Genomic DNA, 17,895 nt, shown 5'->3' on the forward strand with positions numbered 1-17,895 from the left:
TTGCCCATCGCCAAAAAATTTCTTGCGAAAAGGGCTGTTGCAGGGGCAAAGATACGCGCAACCGCATATGAATATCTGCCCGGATCAGGCTCAGGAGCGCGCTTTGACGCGTCTGGCCCGGCAGGGGTATAATTGGCCTGCGCGATTGCACAAACGCTGACTTTTCGCCTTGCTCCGCAAGGAGCCCACATGTTGGATCAATGAGGTTTGCATGTATATTATCACTGGTGGCGCAGGTTTTATCGGTAGCGCCATACTCTGGAGGCTGAACCAGGCAGGCATAACCGACATACTGGTGGTGGATAACCTCGGTTCAACGGAAAAATGGAAGAATCTCGTCAACCGGCGATACGCCCGCTATGTACACAGGTCTGAATTCCTGGAAATGCTGCGAGGCAACACGCTGGGCGGCAAGGTTGAGGCAATCGTGCACATGGGGGCCTGTTCTTCCACCACAGAAAAAGACGCAGATTTTCTGATGGCTAACAACACGGCCTATACTGTGGAACTGTGCAGGTTTGCCCTCGAACACGGAGCGCGCTTTATCAATGCAGGGTCAGCCGCTACCTACGGGGATGGTTCACAGGGTTTCTCTGACAGGCCGGAAACGACCCGCCGCCTCAAGCCCCTGAACATGTATGGCTACTCCAAACACCTTTTCGATTTGTGGCTGCTGGATAACAAACTTACAGAGAGCGTGGCCAGCCTCAAGTTTTTCAACGTCTACGGCCCCAATGAATACCACAAGGGGGACATGCGCAGCGTAGCCTGCAAGGCCTTTCATGAAATCAGCACTACGGGGCGTTTGCGGCTTTTCAGATCAAACACGCCGGATTTTGCCGACGGCGGCCAGATGCGCGATTTTGTCTACGTGAAGGATTGCGTGGAGTTGATGTTCTGGCTGCTTGAAAACCCGGCAACCAATGGCATTCTCAATGTGGGCACGGGCAAGGCGCGGAGCTGGAACGATCTGGCCTGTGCCATATTTGCCGCATTGGGCAAAGAACCTCAGATTGAATATATGGACATGCCTGAAGCCCTGCGCGGAAAATACCAGAACTTCACCCAGGCGGATATGAGCTGGATGCAAGAAAAAAACTGCCCAGTGCGCTTTGCATCGCTGGAACAGGGCATTGCGGAGTATGTGGGCACCTATCTGGCCCAGAGCGATCCCTATCTTGAAATGCCCACCTGATGAAATGCAGCGGTCACATGCCCAAGTGGGTAAAATCTAACGGGGGTATGCCGCAGTCAGCTGCAACCGGTTCAGCGTCCGGCAGCCTGCATGGCCTCAGCCCACAGCGGAGCAACTTGATCCTTGGCAGAAAGCAGAGGTTCGTCCACGGGCCAGACAATGCCCAGGGTCGGGTCGTTCCAGCGGATGGCCGCTTCATCCTCGGGGCAGTAGTAATCTGTGCACTTGTAGTGAAAATGGGCAGTTTCGCTCGTTACCACAAATCCGTGCGCAAAGCCGGGCTGTACCCACAACTGCCACTGGTTCTGCTGCGAAAGTTCTACGCCAAACCACTTGCCGAACGTGGGGGAATCTCGCCGAATATCCACAGCCACATCAAAAACACTGCCCAGCGAAACATAGACCAGTTTACCCTGAGGACGTGTTTTCTGATAATGCAGGCCGCGCAGAGTGCCACGGGCGGACATGGAATGGTTATCCTGCACAAAGGGCAAGGCAATGCCTGCCGCTTCGTAGCGCTGCTGCTGCCAGGTTTCCACAAAATAGCCGCGTTGATCACCCCATACCTTGGGTTTGATCAGCAGTACCCCGGCAATAGGCGTCTGAACTACTTCCACAGCCCAATCCCCGCATCCACAAGTTCAAGAAGATATTGCCCGTACCCGGTCTTGGCCATGGGCTTTACCAGTGCGCGTACGGCGTCCGCATCAATATAGCCGTTGCGCCAGGCTATTTCCTCCAGGCAGGCCACCTTGAGCCCCTGGCGCTTTTCTACCGCCTGCACAAAGGCTCCGGCATCCATGAGAGAATCATGCGTGCCTGTATCAAGCCAGGCAATGCCCCGCCCCATAAGCTCTACATGCAAATTGCCCTGCTGCAGATAGGCATTGTTCACATCTGTGATTTCCAGTTCGCCCCGGGCCGAGGGGCGTACGGCGCGGGCGATATCCAGCACCTTCTGGTCATAAAAATACAGGCCTGTCACCGCAAAGTTGGACTTTGGAAGGGCGGGTTTTTCTTCAATGCTGACCACATTCCGCTCATCGTCAAATTCCACGACGCCGTAACGCTCAGGGTCGCGCACATGGTAGCCAAAAATGGTCGCTCCGCACTCGCGGGCCATGGCAGCATGTGTAAGTGCTGGCAATCCATGCCCGAAAAAAACATTATCACCCAAAATCAGACAGGTATTGTGCCCCGCAATGTGCTCTTCCGCCAACAAAAAAGCCTGGGCCAGCCCCTCAGGGTGGGGTTGCACAACGTAGCTGAAATTGCACCCCAGTTGCGAGCCGTCATGCAGCAAAGCCTTATAGAGGGGCAGATGCTCAGGGGTGGAAACAAGGCAGATATCCCGAATGCCCGCCATCATCAGAATAGACAGCGGGTAGTAAATCATGGGTTTGTCATAGATGGGCATGAGCTGCTTGCTCACGCTCAGGGTCAGGGGATACAGGCGCGAGCCAGATCCACCAGCCAGAACAATGCCTTTCCAGCCGCTCATGCCGCCCCCTTCTTTCAGTTGGCCCCACCGCAAGCGCGATGGGCGTAGTTGGCTGCAATCCATTCCCTGTAAGCGCCGCTACGGACATTTTCAACCCACGCGGTATGTTCAAGATACCAGCGAACGGTTTCACGCAGGCCGGAATCAAACTTGTGGCTCGGCTTCCAGCCAAGCTCCGCTTCTATTCTGCTGCAGTCTATGGCGTACCGAAAATCATGACCGGGCCTGTCGGCCACATAGGTAAGTTGATCGGCGTAAGACCCACGAGCCGAGGGAACCAACTGGTCAAGGATGGAGCACACGGCCTGCACAACCTCAAGGTTGGTCTTTTCCGCATGCCCGCCGATGTTGTAACACCGCCCTACCCTGCCCGCTTCAAACACTCGGGCTATGGCAGCGCAATGGTCTTCTACATGTAGCCAGTCGCGAATATTGGCCCCCTTGCCGTAGACAGGCAAAGGCTTGCCATCAAGGGCATTGCAGATCATCAGGGGAATGAGTTTTTCAGGGAACTGGCGCGGCCCGTAATTGTTGGAACAATTGGTAAGCAGCACCGGGAGGCCGTAGGTTTCGTGAAAAGCGCGCACCATATGGTCGCTGGCGGCCTTGGAAGCAGAATATGGACTGTTGGGGCTGTAAGGGGTCGCTTCAGTAAAAGCTGGATCGCCCGGTTGTAACGCGCCATATACCTCATCGGTGGACACGTGCAGAAAGCGAAAGCCTGAAGCGCGTTCCGCAGGCAGCGCGCGCCACCACTGGGCAGCCACCCTCAGCAGCGTGGCCGTACCCAGCACATTGGTGCGCACAAAAGCATCGGGGTCAACAATGGAACGGTCAACGTGGCTTTCCGCAGCAAAATTCACGATGCCATCAGGCTGGAAGGTTTCCAGCAGCCAGGCAACCAGCTCGGCATTGCCGATGTCGCCTCGCACAAAGACGTAGTTCGGATCGTCTTTCAGTACTGCCAGATTGGCAGGATTCCCGGCGTAGGTCAGTTTGTCGAGGTTGATGACGCGCACACCCTGCCGCCGGGCCTGAAGAACGTAGCAGGACCCGATAAAGCCCGAACCACCAGTAACCAGCTGACAGGGCATGCGCGCGTTCAAATTACAGCCTCCAGAGATCAAACCCGGCAGCAAGCATTTCCTGCTTGTTCCAGAAGCCCTTGATATCCATAAGTGTAACCGCATCGCCTGCAAACATGGCGCGTATGGCCGCATGGTCAAGCTGGCGGAAACCCTCGTGCGATACAGCCAGGATAAGAACATCCAGATTTTTGAGATCGCTCAGGGGCAATAGAGTCTGCCCGTATTCGTGATGGGCTTCCGCAGCATCGGCCTCGGGATCATGCACCAGAGCCGTGATGCCGTATTCCTTCAGTTCCGCTATGATGTCCACCACGCGGGTATTGCGGATATCAGGCACATTTTCCTTGAATGTAAAGCCCAGCAGGCCCACGCGCGCGCCCTTGACATGCTTGTCCGCATTGATGAGGCGCTTTACGCAGATTTCTGCCACGTACTTGCCCATGCCGTCGTTGATGCGGCGGCCTGCAAGAATAACCTCGGGGTGGCAGCCGATTTCTTCGGCCTTGTAGGTCAGGTAATAGGGATCCACGCCAATGCAGTGCCCACCCACAAGACCCGGACGGAACGGCAGGAAGTTCCACTTGCTGCCTGCGGCCTCAAGCACTTCCAGCGTATCAATCCCCATGCGGTTGAAAATAAGGGCCAGTTCGTTCATCAGGGCGATGTTGATATCGCGCTGCGTGTTTTCAATAACCTTGGCGGCCTCGGCCACCTTGATGCACGAGGCTCTGTGGATGCCCGCTGTCACCACCGCGCCATAGACCTTTACCAACAGGTCTGCGGTGGGAGCGTCAGAGCCGGAAACAACCTTGCGGATGGTTTCAAGCCGGTGAACCTTGTCACCGGGATTGATGCGCTCGGGCGAATAACCCACGGCAAAATCCGCAGGAAAGCGCATGCCTGATTCTTTTTCCAGCAGGGGGATGCATTCGTCCTCGGTAACACCAGGGTATACCGTAGACTCATAGCACACCACGCAGCCCTTGGGCATATGGCGTCCAACCGTGCGGCTTGCGCCCACCACAGGCGTAAGATCTGGCTGTCGGTGGCTGTCTACCGGGGTAGGCACAGCCACGATGATCACGCCCGCCTTGGCAAGTTCGGCTGCATCGCTGGTAAAACGGGCCGTGCTGGCGGTAAGGGAAGCATCGTCAACCTCATTGGTGGCATCGTGTCCCTTGTTGAGCGCATCTACCCGCGCCACATTGATATCAAAGCCAATGACATCAAAGTGATGGGAAAGGGCAACAGCCAGGGGCAAGCCCACATAACCCAGGCCAACCACAGCCACGGAAGATTTCTTTGCCAACAGGTCTTCAAATGAAACCATCTGATTGTCCTCAATACTACTGGATTCCTTCAACGGAACCACAGACGCAATCTTGTGTGAAGTAAAAAAGTCCGCATCGCAGCGTTGGCCAACATGCCGCATGAACAGTAAAGCTGCAACACCCTTGAACACTCTGTGATCACCTGATTTTCAAGAAAAGAACAAAAATCACATGAAAATCAGCATGCTTTCCTTCAGTCTCATTCCGCTATTTCATACGGTCCGGGGCCTATGGGCCTCGGAGGAAACGAGTAGTATTCGTGCTGCCACGGAATGGGCGGCCTGCATACATTCAACGGATCTGCATTATGCAGCCGCGCCAAGGCAATGCAACAAAGAAAATTACACTAATGGCAGCGCATTGAAAAGAGAGAAATGAGCAACATCCCGCTCCACAATCAAACGCTGCACAGGCAGGCTATGGAGGTATTCCCCTTGCGTATGAAAACTGCCGCGATTCCCAGCCTTGTTAACGCCAGTTGCGCAGACGCTCAACGAACATGCGCAACCGATAGGCACCCTGCGCCGTCCCGTATCGCAGGGCGTCCACGGGGGCCACGCAGAGGGGGTACAGCACATTGAACAGCATAAACAGCCATGAAAAACCATGCTTTTTCAACAAATACATGCGCCCGGCTGCATAGCTTGCCACCTTTTGCGGCGAGGGCTGAATTTCTTTCGGCGAAGGATGGAACACACGAATTTTTGCATACCGGCGTACCTCTGTACGGGCGTACGCGTACAAAAGATAGTCGGTGTCTTCGCCGCAACCGTAGGGCAAGCCGGTTCCCGGCCCAAGCAGGGGATCAAAGCGAAGACCAGTCACGGCTTCTCTGCGATAGAACTGTACGCATGTTCCTGCCAGCTGGAACAGCCCCGCCCGGCTGACGCTCCCCTCGGGCACTCCCGAGGCATAAACATCGGGCGAGGAGGTCCACACTCCCAGCAAAGCTCCGCAAAAAGGATAGGCGGCAAACGTTTCGCGCACGCGTTCAAGGGTATCCGGCGCATACCAGCAATCATCATCAGGAAAAACTATGATGTCTGCATTGGCTTGTTCCAGCAAGACATTGCGGGCAACTGAAACTCCCTGCGGGGGCAGCATAGTACGAGTAATGGGCAAGCCGGAATGGCGGGCAAGCATATTATCCAGATAACCCGGAGGATTCTGATCTGCCAGAAGTATCCGGAAGTTTTTGTACGACTGCCCCTCAAGTGACGTAAACAGCCGGTCAAGCTCATTTGCCCGCCCAATGGTTGCCACGAGCAGATCAATAGAGGGCCCTGCAGGAGAAAGTGGTGGTAACTGTAAATTTCCCATCTTCATACAAACGGGTTATATAGCCCCAAACGCATAACGCGTCTCAAAAGAGCTTTTTCCCAACGCCCTGTTGGCTTAATTTGCACAGGCTCCGCATGATTCGGAGACATGGGCGCCTGGGCCCCCTCACGGATAAACCGGTTCACCCGATCAAAGACATTTGTTGTCTCAAGTATCCAGTTGCGACATTCAACAATTGCAGAAAGGGAACGTTCCCAAGGGTCATCGCTCAACAGCTCTTCTATCAAGGCAATGTTCGCTTCATCGCTATCTGGCTGTAAAGATGACAAAAAGCCTTTGGGAAAAAAACTGCCAAGATTCGGGGCCCCAAGATAAATGGGATAAGAAAACCCGATCAATGTATCAGAAAGCTTTTCTGTCCAAAAAAAATTGCTGTAATTGTTTTCAAGCACGAGATGGTACTTGTACGGAGCAATGGCATCTCGTTTGTCTGATATCGGGTTTCTTCCGCGACCATAAATATCAACCTTGGAACCAAGACGGGCCTGCAACTTTTCTACAAATGCAATTCTTTTGCGCTGTGCAGTTGTGTATGTTTTAGTCGAACAGATGACAGAAAGCATCTTTTCCTTTGCAGGAATGGACATGTTTCGAAAGTCATCAAGCTTGCTGAACTCGCTTGAATAATTGCCACTGACTGTTTCCACACCGTAGTGCCAGTTAAGACATGGGTTTTCTATCAGCACAGTGCCAGACGGAACGCTCTTAATAGTAAAAGGCGAAACAATTCTACCAAATTGTCGCAAATATGATGCAGGATATGGTTTTACTTCTGGAGGTTCTGTAATAAAAAGTATACGCCTTTCTTTTGGCACAGAAGTTACTGTATTAGTGTACGGCTCATCAAAAACAACCAACCACTGTGCATTGGTATCATTAGTATTTATCTGAATATCACAGTCAGCCATTCGCCCATGACCATCCAAAGTCTGCCGCATCCAAGGCCACGGAACATGGATAGTTGAAAAAACACAATTTTTCATTGAAGCCATCATTATAAAACTCCTGTCAAAACAAGCAACAAACAATGCACGAATATAGCTTAACTTATATTTCTTAATTTCTCGCGCAAAGCCATGGCGCATTTCCTTAATGGCAATAAAAACAAATTAACATTCAGGGGGTCTATCAAAATCGCTTTAAGATACCAGCCACATGCTTTGGCATACTGCCGTCCGGTAAAAGCCGCGACAACGGCACAGCGAAAGGCCAGAGCAGATCTTGCCCTGCGCCTAATCTTGCTTGGCACATCAGGATCTGCGAGATGCATCTGCATGACGTTCAGTTCATTTTCAATCGCAGCCTGAAAGTCGCTACTGGCAGAATCCCCCCGCAGCCTGAATCGCAAAACCTGACGGTTTGCATACACAATACAATTTCCACGCAAGACCCGCAAAAGAAAATCCCTATCCTCAGCGTGAGTAAATAGGGGATTAAACTGGCATCCTACAGGCAGTGCCGAGCGGCGAAGACAAAATGTTCCAACTGGCAAAAAATCATGAACCAGCATATCGTGCCACGCGCAACCCGTAGCCAAATAGTTCTTCCAGGGAATCTCTTTAACAATATTGGTTTTATCCTCGAAGCGTATGGCGCTCCCCCATGCAAGAACACACTCAGGTGCCGCCAGCAAGGCATTTACCCAACACTCAAACGCGGTTGGCTCCAGCACGTCATCTGCATCAAGAAAGACAACAAAAGGGCCACAAGCTTGACTCAGCCCCACATTGCGAGCAATGGCAACACCTGCGTTTTCTTGTCTGATTGCACGAAACCGTGCGTCTCGTTGACAATACTGCTCTGCTACAGAAAACGTACCATCTGTAGAACCATCATCGACAATGATACATTCCCAATCGTTAAATGTTTGCGACAATACAGATTCGCAAGCCTCATGAAGATATCCATTGACATTATATGCAGGAATAATTACTGAGATAGTGTCCATAATTTACAACTTAAGGAGCAATTGTGGATAGTATAGATGTTGTTATTCCCCTGTACAATTGCACATCATATATTGAATACGCAATTTATTCCGTACAGCGTCAAGTAATGGCGGTGGATAAAATAATTGTGGTCAACGACGGCTCGACAGATGACGGGCCGCTTAAAGTAACTAAACTGGCTCAAAAAGACAAGCGCATAATCCTGCTTAACGGCACAAATCAAGGTGCAAGTGCCGCGAGAAACAAGGGAATTACTGCATCAGAAGCAGAATTTATAGCATTCCTTGATGCGGATGACATGTGGGATCCACAAAAAATAAATAAACAGGCACCATTTTTATCCAATTCGAAGTTATCTTTTGTTCATACCCAAGCTTCAGCAATTGACATATATGGTAAACCCATTTTAACCACCCTATATAAAACTAACATTTACGCACCGAGCTTTGACAACATCCGTCTGGGCATTTACTCTGTCATAGGTTCTGCCTCGTCGGTTGTCACCCGTCGCAAGTTGCTTCTTGACGCAGGTCTTTTTGATCAGGATCAACACTTTGGTGGAGAAGATTGGGATATGTGGGCAAGACTGGCACAGTACGGACCAGCCCACCTTGTTGACGAACCACTCACAAAAATCCGACTGGTGCCGAATAGCCATCAACGAACCATGAGCGCTGAAGTACGTGCCCGTTCCCGCCTGCACAGCCGTATTATGGTTGCCTCACACTGGCAGGACGATGCTATTTTTCTGAAAAAACACCGGATTGAAGCTCGCAAAGAAGCCTGGGCAATCATGCGCTGGTTATTGCTTAAGCCTAAAGAATTGTGTGGTTTTTACCTATATCTTCATCATCATGAAAAAATCGCAGGAAGAACAATCGTCAAAGGGGCCTTCGATTTTATTGCGCTTCTTTGCACTGGATTATTTCAAACAATTTGCAGCATCATACGGTCTCCTAGCGAATGCAAACGATTGCTGCACAGACTCATTGATGAACATCGCAAATAGTTAATAAATCCAGCAAATATGACTCTTACAATAAAGAACAATATGACACCATACATCTCCATAATTACAGCAACAAAAAATGCTGAAAGCACCCTCTCCAATCTTTTAAAAAGCATTGAAACTCAGAGTGCTACAAATTTTGAGCTTGTTGTCCAGGATGCAATTTCAACTGATGGTACACTGGAAATCCTTGCCAACGCAACACACCGCCTGCCTGCGGTGCAAATAACCTCTGAACGTGACCTTGGTATTTACGATGCTTGGAACAAAGCTGTACGCAGAGCAAAAGGACAGTGGTTATTGTTCTTGGGAGCAGATGATCATCTGGCCGAAAAAGACGTATTAGAGAAAGCCAGCAACACTCTCCAAGCCCAGCCTGACAATATTACTTTCGGCGCTGGGGCAGTGCGTATGGTGGACAACCTTGACAACTGCACGCTTTATGCAAAGCCAGTGTTGAACGGGGGACGCTCAAGATTAAAATACATCGCCCCTGCAGCGTTTCCCGGATTGTTTATCAGGCGGGATGTTGCCGAGAGCAATCAGTTTGATGCCAGCCTGAAAATTAGCGCTGACTACGATTTTTTATGCAGATCGTGGGACGATCAGAAAGCTGTCGGCCTGGATTTTGATGTTTGCATCATGCTTGAGGGGGGGATTTCGTCAGACCCTGCAAACCAGTTCTCCGCCGCATGGGAGAACGCGCGTATTGCTGCCCGACATTTCCACAACGTGTGGGAGATTGATCGAGCGAGAATGCTTATCAAGGCAGGTCTGGTGAGTACCGCTTTCCGTACATTGGGACCTGAAAGAGGTGCCGCCCTACTGGACAAAATACGTCAACTGCGTGGGTTGCCACCCTGTTGGAAAAAATAAGATCTAAAATTTTGATTGGTGGTGGTTCGGCTTGGTTGGACAGGTTAACAACTTCGATACGCCTCAACACGGATTGTACCTGCGCCGCTTTTAAGTCGAGTTTTTGTGCATGCACACACATGGGCCAACTATCTTAAAAAATTGTCGTTACTAGGGTCGAACCAAGCTTGAGCTAACAGATGTAACAACTTCCAAAATTTTTTTCTGAAAATCCTCCTTGGTCCATTTAGCAACCTGTGCATAGCCATTGCTTATAAGACGCTGCCGCAAACCCGGCTCAGATGCAATCCGAGAAATTGCATGAGCGATTTCCCCGGGATTTTTAGGATTGATATAAAGAGCTGCATCGCCATAGCGTTCTGGCATTCCATAAATTCCTGAGACAATTACTGGGCAGCCATATTGCATAGCTTCCAAGGGAGGTATGTTCGTTGGCCCAAAAAATGTTGGCATCACCAACGCAAATGCATTTTTATAAAACCACACAACATCCGCATCAGGCACATATCCAAGAATATGCACCCGATTTTCGAGCCCTGCGTCTCTAACAGCATTGCGGACAGGACCAAAAGCATTTTTATCTGTCGTTCCGGCAAAAACACAGTGCAGCGGCAAATCACTTGGCAGTAGCGAAAGTGCCTGAATTATTGCCATGTGATTTTTATGAGGCCAAAATTGTGCCGGATAAAATATAAACGGGTCGTGATCACCAGCAAAGGATTGTGGGGGAGATGTTGACTCTACGAGGAGAGGGCTGGCAACGAAAGGCAAAATGTGTACCTTGTCTGCCGAAATGCCATAGCTTTCAATAAGCTGTTGCTTTCCAACATTTGAATCTACAAGTACAGCGGCAGCATTTCTCGCATGGCGACTAAAGAGCTTTTCCCTTGCTTCGTATTCCGCGGGTGCGCCAACTTCAGGAAATGAGCTTTCATAACGGTGCATAAGGTCGTGCACAGGACCAATTACGCGAATGTTTTTTGAAAGAGGATTATATGACTGTTCCAACGATATGCAAATATCTGGCTTCCATGCACGAGCAGCACGAATAAGGGCATCAAACTCCAGCCAGTCTTTTATCCTGTCGCTTTTTAAAATTTTATTTGCAACTCTAGCAATCTTCATGACAACACGAAGTAATTGCACAAAATACCATTTTGGCTTCGCATGCAAATAAGGCAACTTTTCTACAAAGCCATCGAGTGCGGCACTGTTATACCAGAAGCAAATTTCATATTGATCTTTGGGCAGTTTTGCCAAAGCCTCTAGCAGAGAAGCTCCGTACTGAAAGCTCCCTCCGCCTTCCCGCTCCATCCGACTGATAACTGCTATGCGAATCTTCATTTTTTCAGCGCCATCCAGACAGTATAAGCGTACGCGGATTGCAGCCGCATGCTTTCAATCGCTCAAGCACGAAGCCCGTTTCCTGCCGATAGTCTTTATCTTTATACAGCAGATTGTAATAACGCGCGTAGTCACCAAATACTGACATTCTGATCTCCAGGATTATCTTCTGAACGCGGCCACCACATCGCACACGCGATGTATATCATCATTCGACAAACCGCTCCCGCTTGGCAGATAAAAGCCATTATCTGCTAACATATCAGAAACAGGATACGCACCGCGACAATCGCAACCGTATTTCTCAAGCGCAGGCTGACGATGCATGCCGTTGAAGAACAGGCGGGTGTCTATGGCCTGCTCCTTGAGGTACGCAACGAGTTCATCACGCGAACGGCCATATTCAGGCGTAACAGCAAGCCCATTCATCCAGAACACATTCTCGCCACCAGGCTGATCCTGTTGCAGACAAACACCTTGAATTTCAGCCAGGCGCTCTCGATAAAGTAGCCCGTGTGCTTGGCGCTGCTGCTTGAGGTCATCGGCCCGTTCGGTCTGTGCAAGGCCTATTGCCGCGTGGATATTACTCATACGGTAATTAAAGCCAATATCCGCATGAAGATAGGTACGCGGCGCATCCAGAGGGAAACAAAGATTTTTGTAGTAACGGCAGGCCTGGGCAAGGTCGTCATCATCTGTGACTACCATGCCGCCCTCACCTGTAGTTACATTTTTATTGGCAAAAAAGCTGAATCCTGCAATGCGGGAAAGACCGCCAGCCCGCTTACCGCCAAAAGAGGCACCGTGGGCTTCGGCCGCATCTTCCAAAAGGATAATATTTTTGTCAGCACAGATACTTTCAAGAGCGGCCATGTCGCAGGGATTACCAAAAATATGCACAGGCATGACAACCTTGGTGCGCGGGGTAATTTTTGCGGCCACGGCGGCTGGCGAAATATTCCAGGTTTCCGTATCGGCATCCACAAAAACCGGCATTGCCCCGGTGTAGCAAACAGCGAGCGCGGAGGCCATCATAGTAAAATCGGGGATGATAACTTCATCTCCCTTGCCCACTCCAAGAGCAACAAGGGCCAGATGCAGGGCGACCGTGCCATTGCTCACGGCGATACCGTGCTTAACACCGCAGTACTGGGCAAAGGCTTCTTCAAAGGCCTTAACGTATTTGCCAGCAGAGGAAATCCAGCCAGTGGAAACAGCCTCAGTTACATAGGCCAGTTCATTGCCTGCCAAAAGCGGTTCGCAGACAGGAAGAAATTTAGCCAAGAAAGCCTCCAAATGGCATGAAAACTATCAATGAAGTGCCCGACCAAAGTCAGTTTATCCAAACATTAAATTTTCGCACCAAGCACAAAATTCAAAGACAAACAGCACCTGCAACTCAAAATCAGCGCTGTAAAATTTCAACTGGTGCATGCCAGCTTACATTTGAAAGTGTTTTGTTTGCCCACAAAATTAGTTCTTGCGAAGGCATCTCATGATCAAAGTATGTTCTGCGTGTAACCCACATTCTAAAATCAGAAAAGTTCAGCAGGGCCGTAATATAGCTAATCCTTAATTGTTCTACACTCGCGCGTAAATCAATGCCCAATTTGCACAACAAATTATCCCCAAACAAATATTTTGGCGGTAATATACAATTTCTGAAAGCATCATATAACTGTGTTGCCGCAAAAAAAACTGAACGTTTGCGCAAATACTCGAATGTAAGCCTGCTGTCTGGCATTCTATGATACACTGAGGCATCAGGGTGAAGCAAAAAAAGCCAGTTATCTTTAAGCTTCAAACTCGGTCCAGTCTCCCCCCCCCCTGAAAAAGCACATTTGGCATGCAATCAGGTTCGAATCCTTCAAGTTCTTCAAGCGCCTTACGTCGAATACTGTAATTACAGCCAAAGACTAGTTGAGGATTTGCAATAAAAGTTGGCGTTTCAACACCTTCAAGCAATGAATAATATACATTAATTTTTATTCCAGAAGTATCCTGGCTCCACAACATGTCAAACCAGATTGGCAACGGAGAGGTAAACTTACCAATGTTATTTCCGCTCACCAAGCCGAGTCTCGCATTAGTTGAGAATGCGTTATCAATGGCGGCCAGCCAGCTAGGGAAAGCTTCAATATCGTCATCACAAAAAACTAAAATTTCGGCCCTTGCAGCCCTCCAGCCCGCATGCCGAGCAGCTGAGAGCGACTGATCCCGCTCATAAACAACTCGAAAAAAACGAAACCGACTTTTATAACTGTCGCAAATAGAATCCGTTTCGTCGGAGCAATTATTGTTTACAACAATAATTTCAAAATAATTATTACTCAAAGTCTGTAGACAAAGAGATTCAAAAAGGCCCGGAAGCATGTCCGCGCGATTATATGTCGGAATAATCACTGAAAGCCTGATTTGACCCACATCATTACTACCAAAGCAGGAAAAATCAGGTGAAGCCCCTCCCCCCTGCATCCGCTGCTGCTTGCAAAGAACGACTGCAATAAATTCCGCCACCCGAAAAAATTTTCGTTCAAGCGCCCATACACCAGCATTTCTGAACAGAGAGCCAAGAGGCAACTTACTCAACAAAAAAAATATACTGCACAGAAGAGTTTTCGGTATTAACTTTATCCAGCGCTTGATAGGACCAGGCAAAATATTTTTCAAGCTAAGTTTAGCCATGCAAAAATCTCCTAATTTTCACAAACAATCAACTAAACAGCAATAGTTGCATAAAAAATATACATAACGAGCCCTGTCGCTAATCACATGTTCAACTAAAGATGCAATTGCGCAATCATGTTAAAGAAAGGTAGATAGCAAGCTTATAACAGAGTGTTGTTTTACTCCTGAAAGTAAGAGCACCGACCAAGCCTTGCACAGCTTATTCAGATGCAGCCGAAATAAGCTGTGCAAGGGGGGAATTTCTGGATGATCATCGGGTTCTGTAAACCTAAAGTCTAGCGAGTGAAAGCTATTAAAGTCCTCCCAAAATTTCCTTTAAAAGCTCCAACACCATCATTGTCTGCACCCAGCCGGACTGCATGTTCAAATGTAGAATTTTTAAGCACCCAAGCTTCAATCGAGTCTACTGTCCAGCCCGCCAAGCTCTCTGCAAACCACTGCTCATGTGAATCTGCCATTTCAAAAAACAAAACAGACTTCGTTGCATCATCAAGAAGATGCAACATGTGCTCTGCGACACCAGGAATGCGGCCTGTAACAAAATGATGCATTATACTTAAACAACAAACTGCGTCATACTGTTCGCAAGTTGTCAAAAAACGCACAATCTCATTTTTAAAAATTTTATTTCGCGTTTTTTCAAAAAATATATTACCTACCATAATCGCTGTATTGTCTTTTTCAACACCAAACGCGTCATATCCAGCCTTACCAAACTCGTTAACAAACCAACCATAGTAAGAGCCGAGATCCAAAACTGACCTTGCATCGGAACAGTTTTTCTTTAAAAAAGAATGCATTTTTCCAAAACGATCCGAACAACGACGAGCCAGCACCCAACGACTTTCAAGTTCAGGGCACGCCAAAGGCTGGTAAAGGATGCGGTCACCATCTTCCCACTGCAAATTCTCCAAAAGAAATTGAACTGGTGTCCTTGTAATTTTTTTCTTTAAAATTTTTGCCTTGATATGACTTTTCCCAGACGCGACTGCAAATGCACACCGATGATTACCTTGTATAAGCTGATAACAGTCAGAGTCTTGAATCGGCGCCAACTCTATAATTTCACCATCCTTGGAGTGCCCCTCGGACAAAAATCCATCTACTGACTCATTTTTATAAAGCTTTACAAAGCGTTGTGCGCAATTTAATATTTTGTCTTCAGAGGTAATTTTCGGAAAATACTCTCCAAAAAGCTCAATGCAATCTCTAGCATTAATGTAATAGTCAGTTTTTTTAAATATCTCATCGTCGAATATACTATCGCCAATTTTATCATACTGCTTCAACAAAAGCGCATGCGGCCCATCTTCTACACGAGTGGAAGGACGCACGAAATTTCCAGTCATCAATGAATACTTATACCCAGGAAGGTCATTTTCACCCCCAAGGAGAATCTTTTTTAACGGCACTTCTTTGACAACTGAACGGCTAAATAACATCTTCGCCCTCTCCAAACCTAGTGGTTAAATAATCATAAAATGTCATCATACCGCTTTCCCTATCGCCGTTAATTCCATAGTATGTCAATTTATGCACTGCGGACATTTCGAGAATATCCTCAAATCGACTTTGATTAAATGGCTTTGATAGTTCAAGCTGCAATACATGTGGTGGCACACTACTATAGAATGGAATACTCTCCCATTCTTTCCAGAGCACTTTATAATTCTCTATGAGATTAGAAAAAATTAAATGCAAAATGTAGTAATGAGCTAAGTAATCATAATTTTTCCAGTACTCTAATAGTGCATCAAGCGATGCTCGAACAAGCTCTTGCCCCTTAGCTGCATGCAGATACCAAACAGACCCCAGTATTCTGCTCCCACCTAAAAGGCTCTCAGGAGGGCAGGAAAACCAAAAAAAAGGTGCAGTAAAAAACGCATCTGGGGGCCGTTTTGTGAGCAACACGGTGGCATCAATCCATGTCCCTCCATATTTACGCAGCAACATCAACCGGACTATATCAGAAAAATGGGCCTCAGGTATTATTTTCTTTTCGTATTTATCCCAGACATATGCCGGAAGATCAACATAGTTACAAACAGTATCTCGACTGAGCACAACATGCCTTTTGTGCGCGAGATTATGAGAAACAGATTTGACACACACCTTGACTATCGGAGGAGCATTTTCGATCCCCTGTCCCCAAAATTGCCAGACATAATCCACATCAGCCCTTTCGACCCTTTTTGTGGGGGTTGGGATATACTGAATTTGTCTGTTCAGAGATTGCATAATCCTGTCTTCTGCAATAGCAGCCTCAACGAATCGACAGGCTCGAGAAGACATCTGCAAAGCCCGCAATCCAATCTTCAATCTCTTTACAGCATTAGATATCACAGCCATTCAGCTTGCTCCACGTAAAGTCTGGATAAACCAAACCCATTCCGGCGTCCGGGATCTTTCCATTTTTATAATAATCTGTTTCAACTATTTCTATTGACAGCAGGACATCCCAACTCTTCAAAAAGACACGATTTGCATAGGCGCCAAGTGAAACAGTGTATATTCCTGGTGCAAGATAATTTTTTTCCAACGTTGCAACCAACCGATCGCCACCATTGATCTCAAAGCCATTACCTTCCATCAAAAGGCTACTCACGGTAAGAATACGGCTTTCATTTGATGACACTGCAACGTTAAAATTCATCTGTGAAAGAAAAAAATCGCTCTTCTCAAAATCGAATCTAAAAATAATATCTTCGCCTACTTTAAATTTTACAACTTGATTTCCATGAACATCAGTGCTGTAAAATCTAAATTTATGACCTTGAAGCTCACACTCTGTTTGCGCAACATCAATCGCATTGTGCCCAATATAATTTTTTATTGCGGCATTATTGTCTGAAAATCCGCGCACCATGCCCTTATCAACAACAAAAATTGAACTGCACAAATTTTCAACAATGGCTAGATTATGACTTACAAGCAAAACGGTGTGTCCATCGTCGCTCTTACTTTTTTCCATTTTTTTTATGCATTTCTTCTGAAACTCGGCATCACCCACAGCCAGCACTTCATCCACAATAAGTATTTCAGGCTCCAGATGGGCCGCCACGGCAAAGGCAAGCCGCACATACATTCCGGAGGAATAGCGCTTCACGGGGGTATCCAGAAACTTCTCCACCCCGGCAAAATCCACTATTTCATCAAACTTGCGGCGAACTTCGGCCCGACTCATGCCTAGAATGGCGCCATTGAGAAAAATATTTTCCCGGCCCGTCAGCTCCGGGTGAAAGCCCGTGCCAACTTCGAGCAGGCTGGCTACCCGGCCCCGCAGGGTAATGCGCCCGGTTGTCGGCTCGGTAATGCGCGAGAGCAGCTTGAGCAAGGTGGATTTTCCCGCGCCGTTGCGCCCGATAATCCCCACGCGGTCACCCGGCATGATGTCAAAATTCACATCCTTGAGCGCCCAGAATTCTTCCTGACTCTGCCCGCCCCTGCTGAGTAGGCGTTTGGGCAGCTTAAAAAGTTCCTCACGCAAAGACTTGTAGCGGGTCTGCCCTTCGTGTCGGATGGTATAGCTCTTGCCGAGCCCTTCAACTGATATGATGGGTTTCATCTACTCGT

17 protein-coding genes are annotated in these 17,895 nt (G+C 48.3%); 3 read left to right on the plus strand and 14 right to left on the minus strand.

Annotation, left to right across the window (positions count from 1 at the left end; genetic code table 11):
• Positions 1–211: 211 nt before the first annotated feature.
• Entirely contained in the window at positions 212–1,195 is a 984-nt protein-coding gene (gene rfaD / locus RDK48_RS10135) for an ADP-glyceromanno-heptose 6-epimerase (RefSeq protein WP_298994714.1), read from the plus strand.
• A gap of 71 nt (positions 1,196–1,266) precedes the next feature.
• Here rfaD and rfbC read toward each other — a convergent pair whose 3' ends face one another.
• The 7 genes from rfbC to RDK48_RS10170 form a co-directional block, all read right to left on the minus strand.
• The gene (gene rfbC / locus RDK48_RS10140) at positions 1,267–1,812 is read right to left on the minus strand and encodes a dTDP-4-dehydrorhamnose 3,5-epimerase (RefSeq protein ID WP_298994716.1); all 546 of its coding nucleotides are present in this window, start codon (positions 1,810–1,812) and stop codon (positions 1,267–1,269) included.
• Entirely contained in the window at positions 1,803–2,696 is an 894-nt protein-coding gene (gene rfbA / locus RDK48_RS10145) for a glucose-1-phosphate thymidylyltransferase RfbA (RefSeq protein WP_298994718.1), read from the minus strand. Before rfbA ends, rfbC begins: the two co-directional genes overlap by 10 nt.
• A gap of 14 nt (positions 2,697–2,710) precedes the next feature.
• The gene (gene rfbB, locus RDK48_RS10150) at positions 2,711–3,790 is read right to left on the minus strand and encodes a dTDP-glucose 4,6-dehydratase (RefSeq protein ID WP_298994920.1); all 1,080 of its coding nucleotides are present in this window, start codon (positions 3,788–3,790) and stop codon (positions 2,711–2,713) included.
• A 13-nt stretch (positions 3,791–3,803) separates the two neighbouring features.
• Positions 3,804–5,114, minus strand: a complete 1,311-nt coding sequence (locus RDK48_RS10155; protein WP_298994719.1) for a nucleotide sugar dehydrogenase — start codon at positions 5,112–5,114, stop codon at positions 3,804–3,806.
• A 469-nt stretch (positions 5,115–5,583) separates the two neighbouring features.
• Positions 5,584–6,378, minus strand: coding sequence for a glycosyltransferase family A protein (locus RDK48_RS10160; RefSeq protein WP_298994722.1), 795 nt, complete (start codon positions 6,376–6,378; stop codon positions 5,584–5,586).
• A 59-nt stretch (positions 6,379–6,437) separates the two neighbouring features.
• Complete coding sequence (locus RDK48_RS10165) at positions 6,438–7,451, minus strand: glycosyltransferase family 10 domain-containing protein (RefSeq protein WP_298994725.1); 1,014 nt, start codon at positions 7,449–7,451, stop codon at positions 6,438–6,440.
• 47 nt (positions 7,452–7,498) lie between these two features.
• Positions 7,499–8,404, minus strand: coding sequence for a glycosyltransferase (locus RDK48_RS10170; protein WP_298994730.1), 906 nt, complete (start codon positions 8,402–8,404; stop codon positions 7,499–7,501).
• Positions 8,405–8,427: 23 nt separating this feature from the next.
• On the opposite strand from RDK48_RS10170, the gene RDK48_RS10175 reads away from it, so the two are divergent.
• Both RDK48_RS10175 and RDK48_RS10180 read left to right on the plus strand, forming a co-directional pair.
• A complete protein-coding gene (locus RDK48_RS10175; RefSeq protein WP_298994733.1) occupies positions 8,428–9,414 on the plus strand; it encodes a glycosyltransferase family A protein in 987 nt (328 codons plus the stop codon).
• Between the two features lie 42 nt (positions 9,415–9,456).
• Positions 9,457–10,290, plus strand: coding sequence for a glycosyltransferase (locus RDK48_RS10180; protein WP_298994736.1), 834 nt, complete (start codon positions 9,457–9,459; stop codon positions 10,288–10,290).
• 150 nt (positions 10,291–10,440) lie between these two features.
• Here RDK48_RS10180 and RDK48_RS10185 read toward each other — a convergent pair whose 3' ends face one another.
• The 7 genes from RDK48_RS10185 to RDK48_RS10215 form a co-directional block, all read right to left on the minus strand.
• Entirely contained in the window at positions 10,441–11,634 is a 1,194-nt protein-coding gene (locus RDK48_RS10185; protein ID WP_298994739.1) for a glycosyltransferase family 1 protein, read from the minus strand.
• A gap of 162 nt (positions 11,635–11,796) precedes the next feature.
• Positions 11,797–12,918 (minus strand): DegT/DnrJ/EryC1/StrS aminotransferase family protein, encoded by a 1,122-nt coding sequence (locus tag RDK48_RS10190; protein ID WP_298994744.1) that lies wholly within the window; start codon positions 12,916–12,918, stop codon positions 11,797–11,799.
• 121 nt (positions 12,919–13,039) lie between these two features.
• Positions 13,040–13,438 (minus strand): hypothetical protein, encoded by a 399-nt coding sequence (locus RDK48_RS10195; RefSeq protein WP_298994748.1) that lies wholly within the window; start codon positions 13,436–13,438, stop codon positions 13,040–13,042.
• The gene (locus RDK48_RS10200) at positions 13,435–14,319 is read right to left on the minus strand and encodes a glycosyltransferase family 2 protein (RefSeq protein ID WP_298994751.1); all 885 of its coding nucleotides are present in this window, start codon (positions 14,317–14,319) and stop codon (positions 13,435–13,437) included. The genes RDK48_RS10195 and RDK48_RS10200 overlap by 4 nt, the downstream gene beginning before the upstream one ends.
• Before the next feature lie 278 nt (positions 14,320–14,597).
• Positions 14,598–15,764, minus strand: coding sequence for a bifunctional 2-polyprenyl-6-hydroxyphenol methylase/3-demethylubiquinol 3-O-methyltransferase UbiG (locus RDK48_RS10205; RefSeq protein ID WP_298994753.1), 1,167 nt, complete (start codon positions 15,762–15,764; stop codon positions 14,598–14,600).
• Entirely contained in the window at positions 15,754–16,671 is a 918-nt protein-coding gene (locus RDK48_RS10210) for a capsular polysaccharide synthesis protein (RefSeq protein ID WP_298994755.1), read from the minus strand. Before RDK48_RS10210 ends, RDK48_RS10205 begins: the two co-directional genes overlap by 11 nt.
• Positions 16,655–17,887, minus strand: a complete 1,233-nt coding sequence (locus tag RDK48_RS10215; protein ID WP_298994758.1) for an ABC transporter ATP-binding protein — start codon at positions 17,885–17,887, stop codon at positions 16,655–16,657. Before RDK48_RS10215 ends, RDK48_RS10210 begins: the two co-directional genes overlap by 17 nt.
• Positions 17,888–17,895 lie beyond the last annotated feature (8 nt).

The organism is uncultured Desulfovibrio sp. (assembly GCF_902477725.1).
Classification (GTDB): Bacteria; Desulfobacterota; Desulfovibrionia; order Desulfovibrionales; family Desulfovibrionaceae; genus Desulfovibrio.

Coding starts and splice junctions, on each gene's coding strand:
- RDK48_RS10185 (WP_298994739.1), bottom strand. CDS start 11,634: ATGAAGATTCGCATAGCAGTTATCAGTCGGATGGAGCGGGAAGGCGGA.
- RDK48_RS10205 (WP_298994753.1), bottom strand. CDS start 15,764: ATGTTATTTAGCCGTTCAGTTGTCAAAGAAGTGCCGTTAAAAAAGATT.
- rfbB (WP_298994920.1), bottom strand. CDS start 3,790: ATGCCCTGTCAGCTGGTTACTGGTGGTTCGGGCTTTATCGGGTCCTGC.
- rfaD (WP_298994714.1), top strand. CDS start 212: ATGTATATTATCACTGGTGGCGCAGGTTTTATCGGTAGCGCCATACTC.
- RDK48_RS10170 (WP_298994730.1), bottom strand. CDS start 8,404: ATGGACACTATCTCAGTAATTATTCCTGCATATAATGTCAATGGATAT.
- RDK48_RS10200 (WP_298994751.1), bottom strand. CDS start 14,319: ATGGCTAAACTTAGCTTGAAAAATATTTTGCCTGGTCCTATCAAGCGC.
- rfbA (WP_298994718.1), bottom strand. CDS start 2,696: ATGAGCGGCTGGAAAGGCATTGTTCTGGCTGGTGGATCTGGCTCGCGC.
- RDK48_RS10155 (WP_298994719.1), bottom strand. CDS start 5,114: ATGGTTTCATTTGAAGACCTGTTGGCAAAGAAATCTTCCGTGGCTGTG.
- RDK48_RS10210 (WP_298994755.1), bottom strand. CDS start 16,671: ATGGCTGTGATATCTAATGCTGTAAAGAGATTGAAGATTGGATTGCGG.
- RDK48_RS10180 (WP_298994736.1), top strand. CDS start 9,457: ATGACACCATACATCTCCATAATTACAGCAACAAAAAATGCTGAAAGC.
- RDK48_RS10165 (WP_298994725.1), bottom strand. CDS start 7,451: ATGATGGCTTCAATGAAAAATTGTGTTTTTTCAACTATCCATGTTCCG.
- RDK48_RS10215 (WP_298994758.1), bottom strand. CDS start 17,887: ATGAAACCCATCATATCAGTTGAAGGGCTCGGCAAGAGCTATACCATC.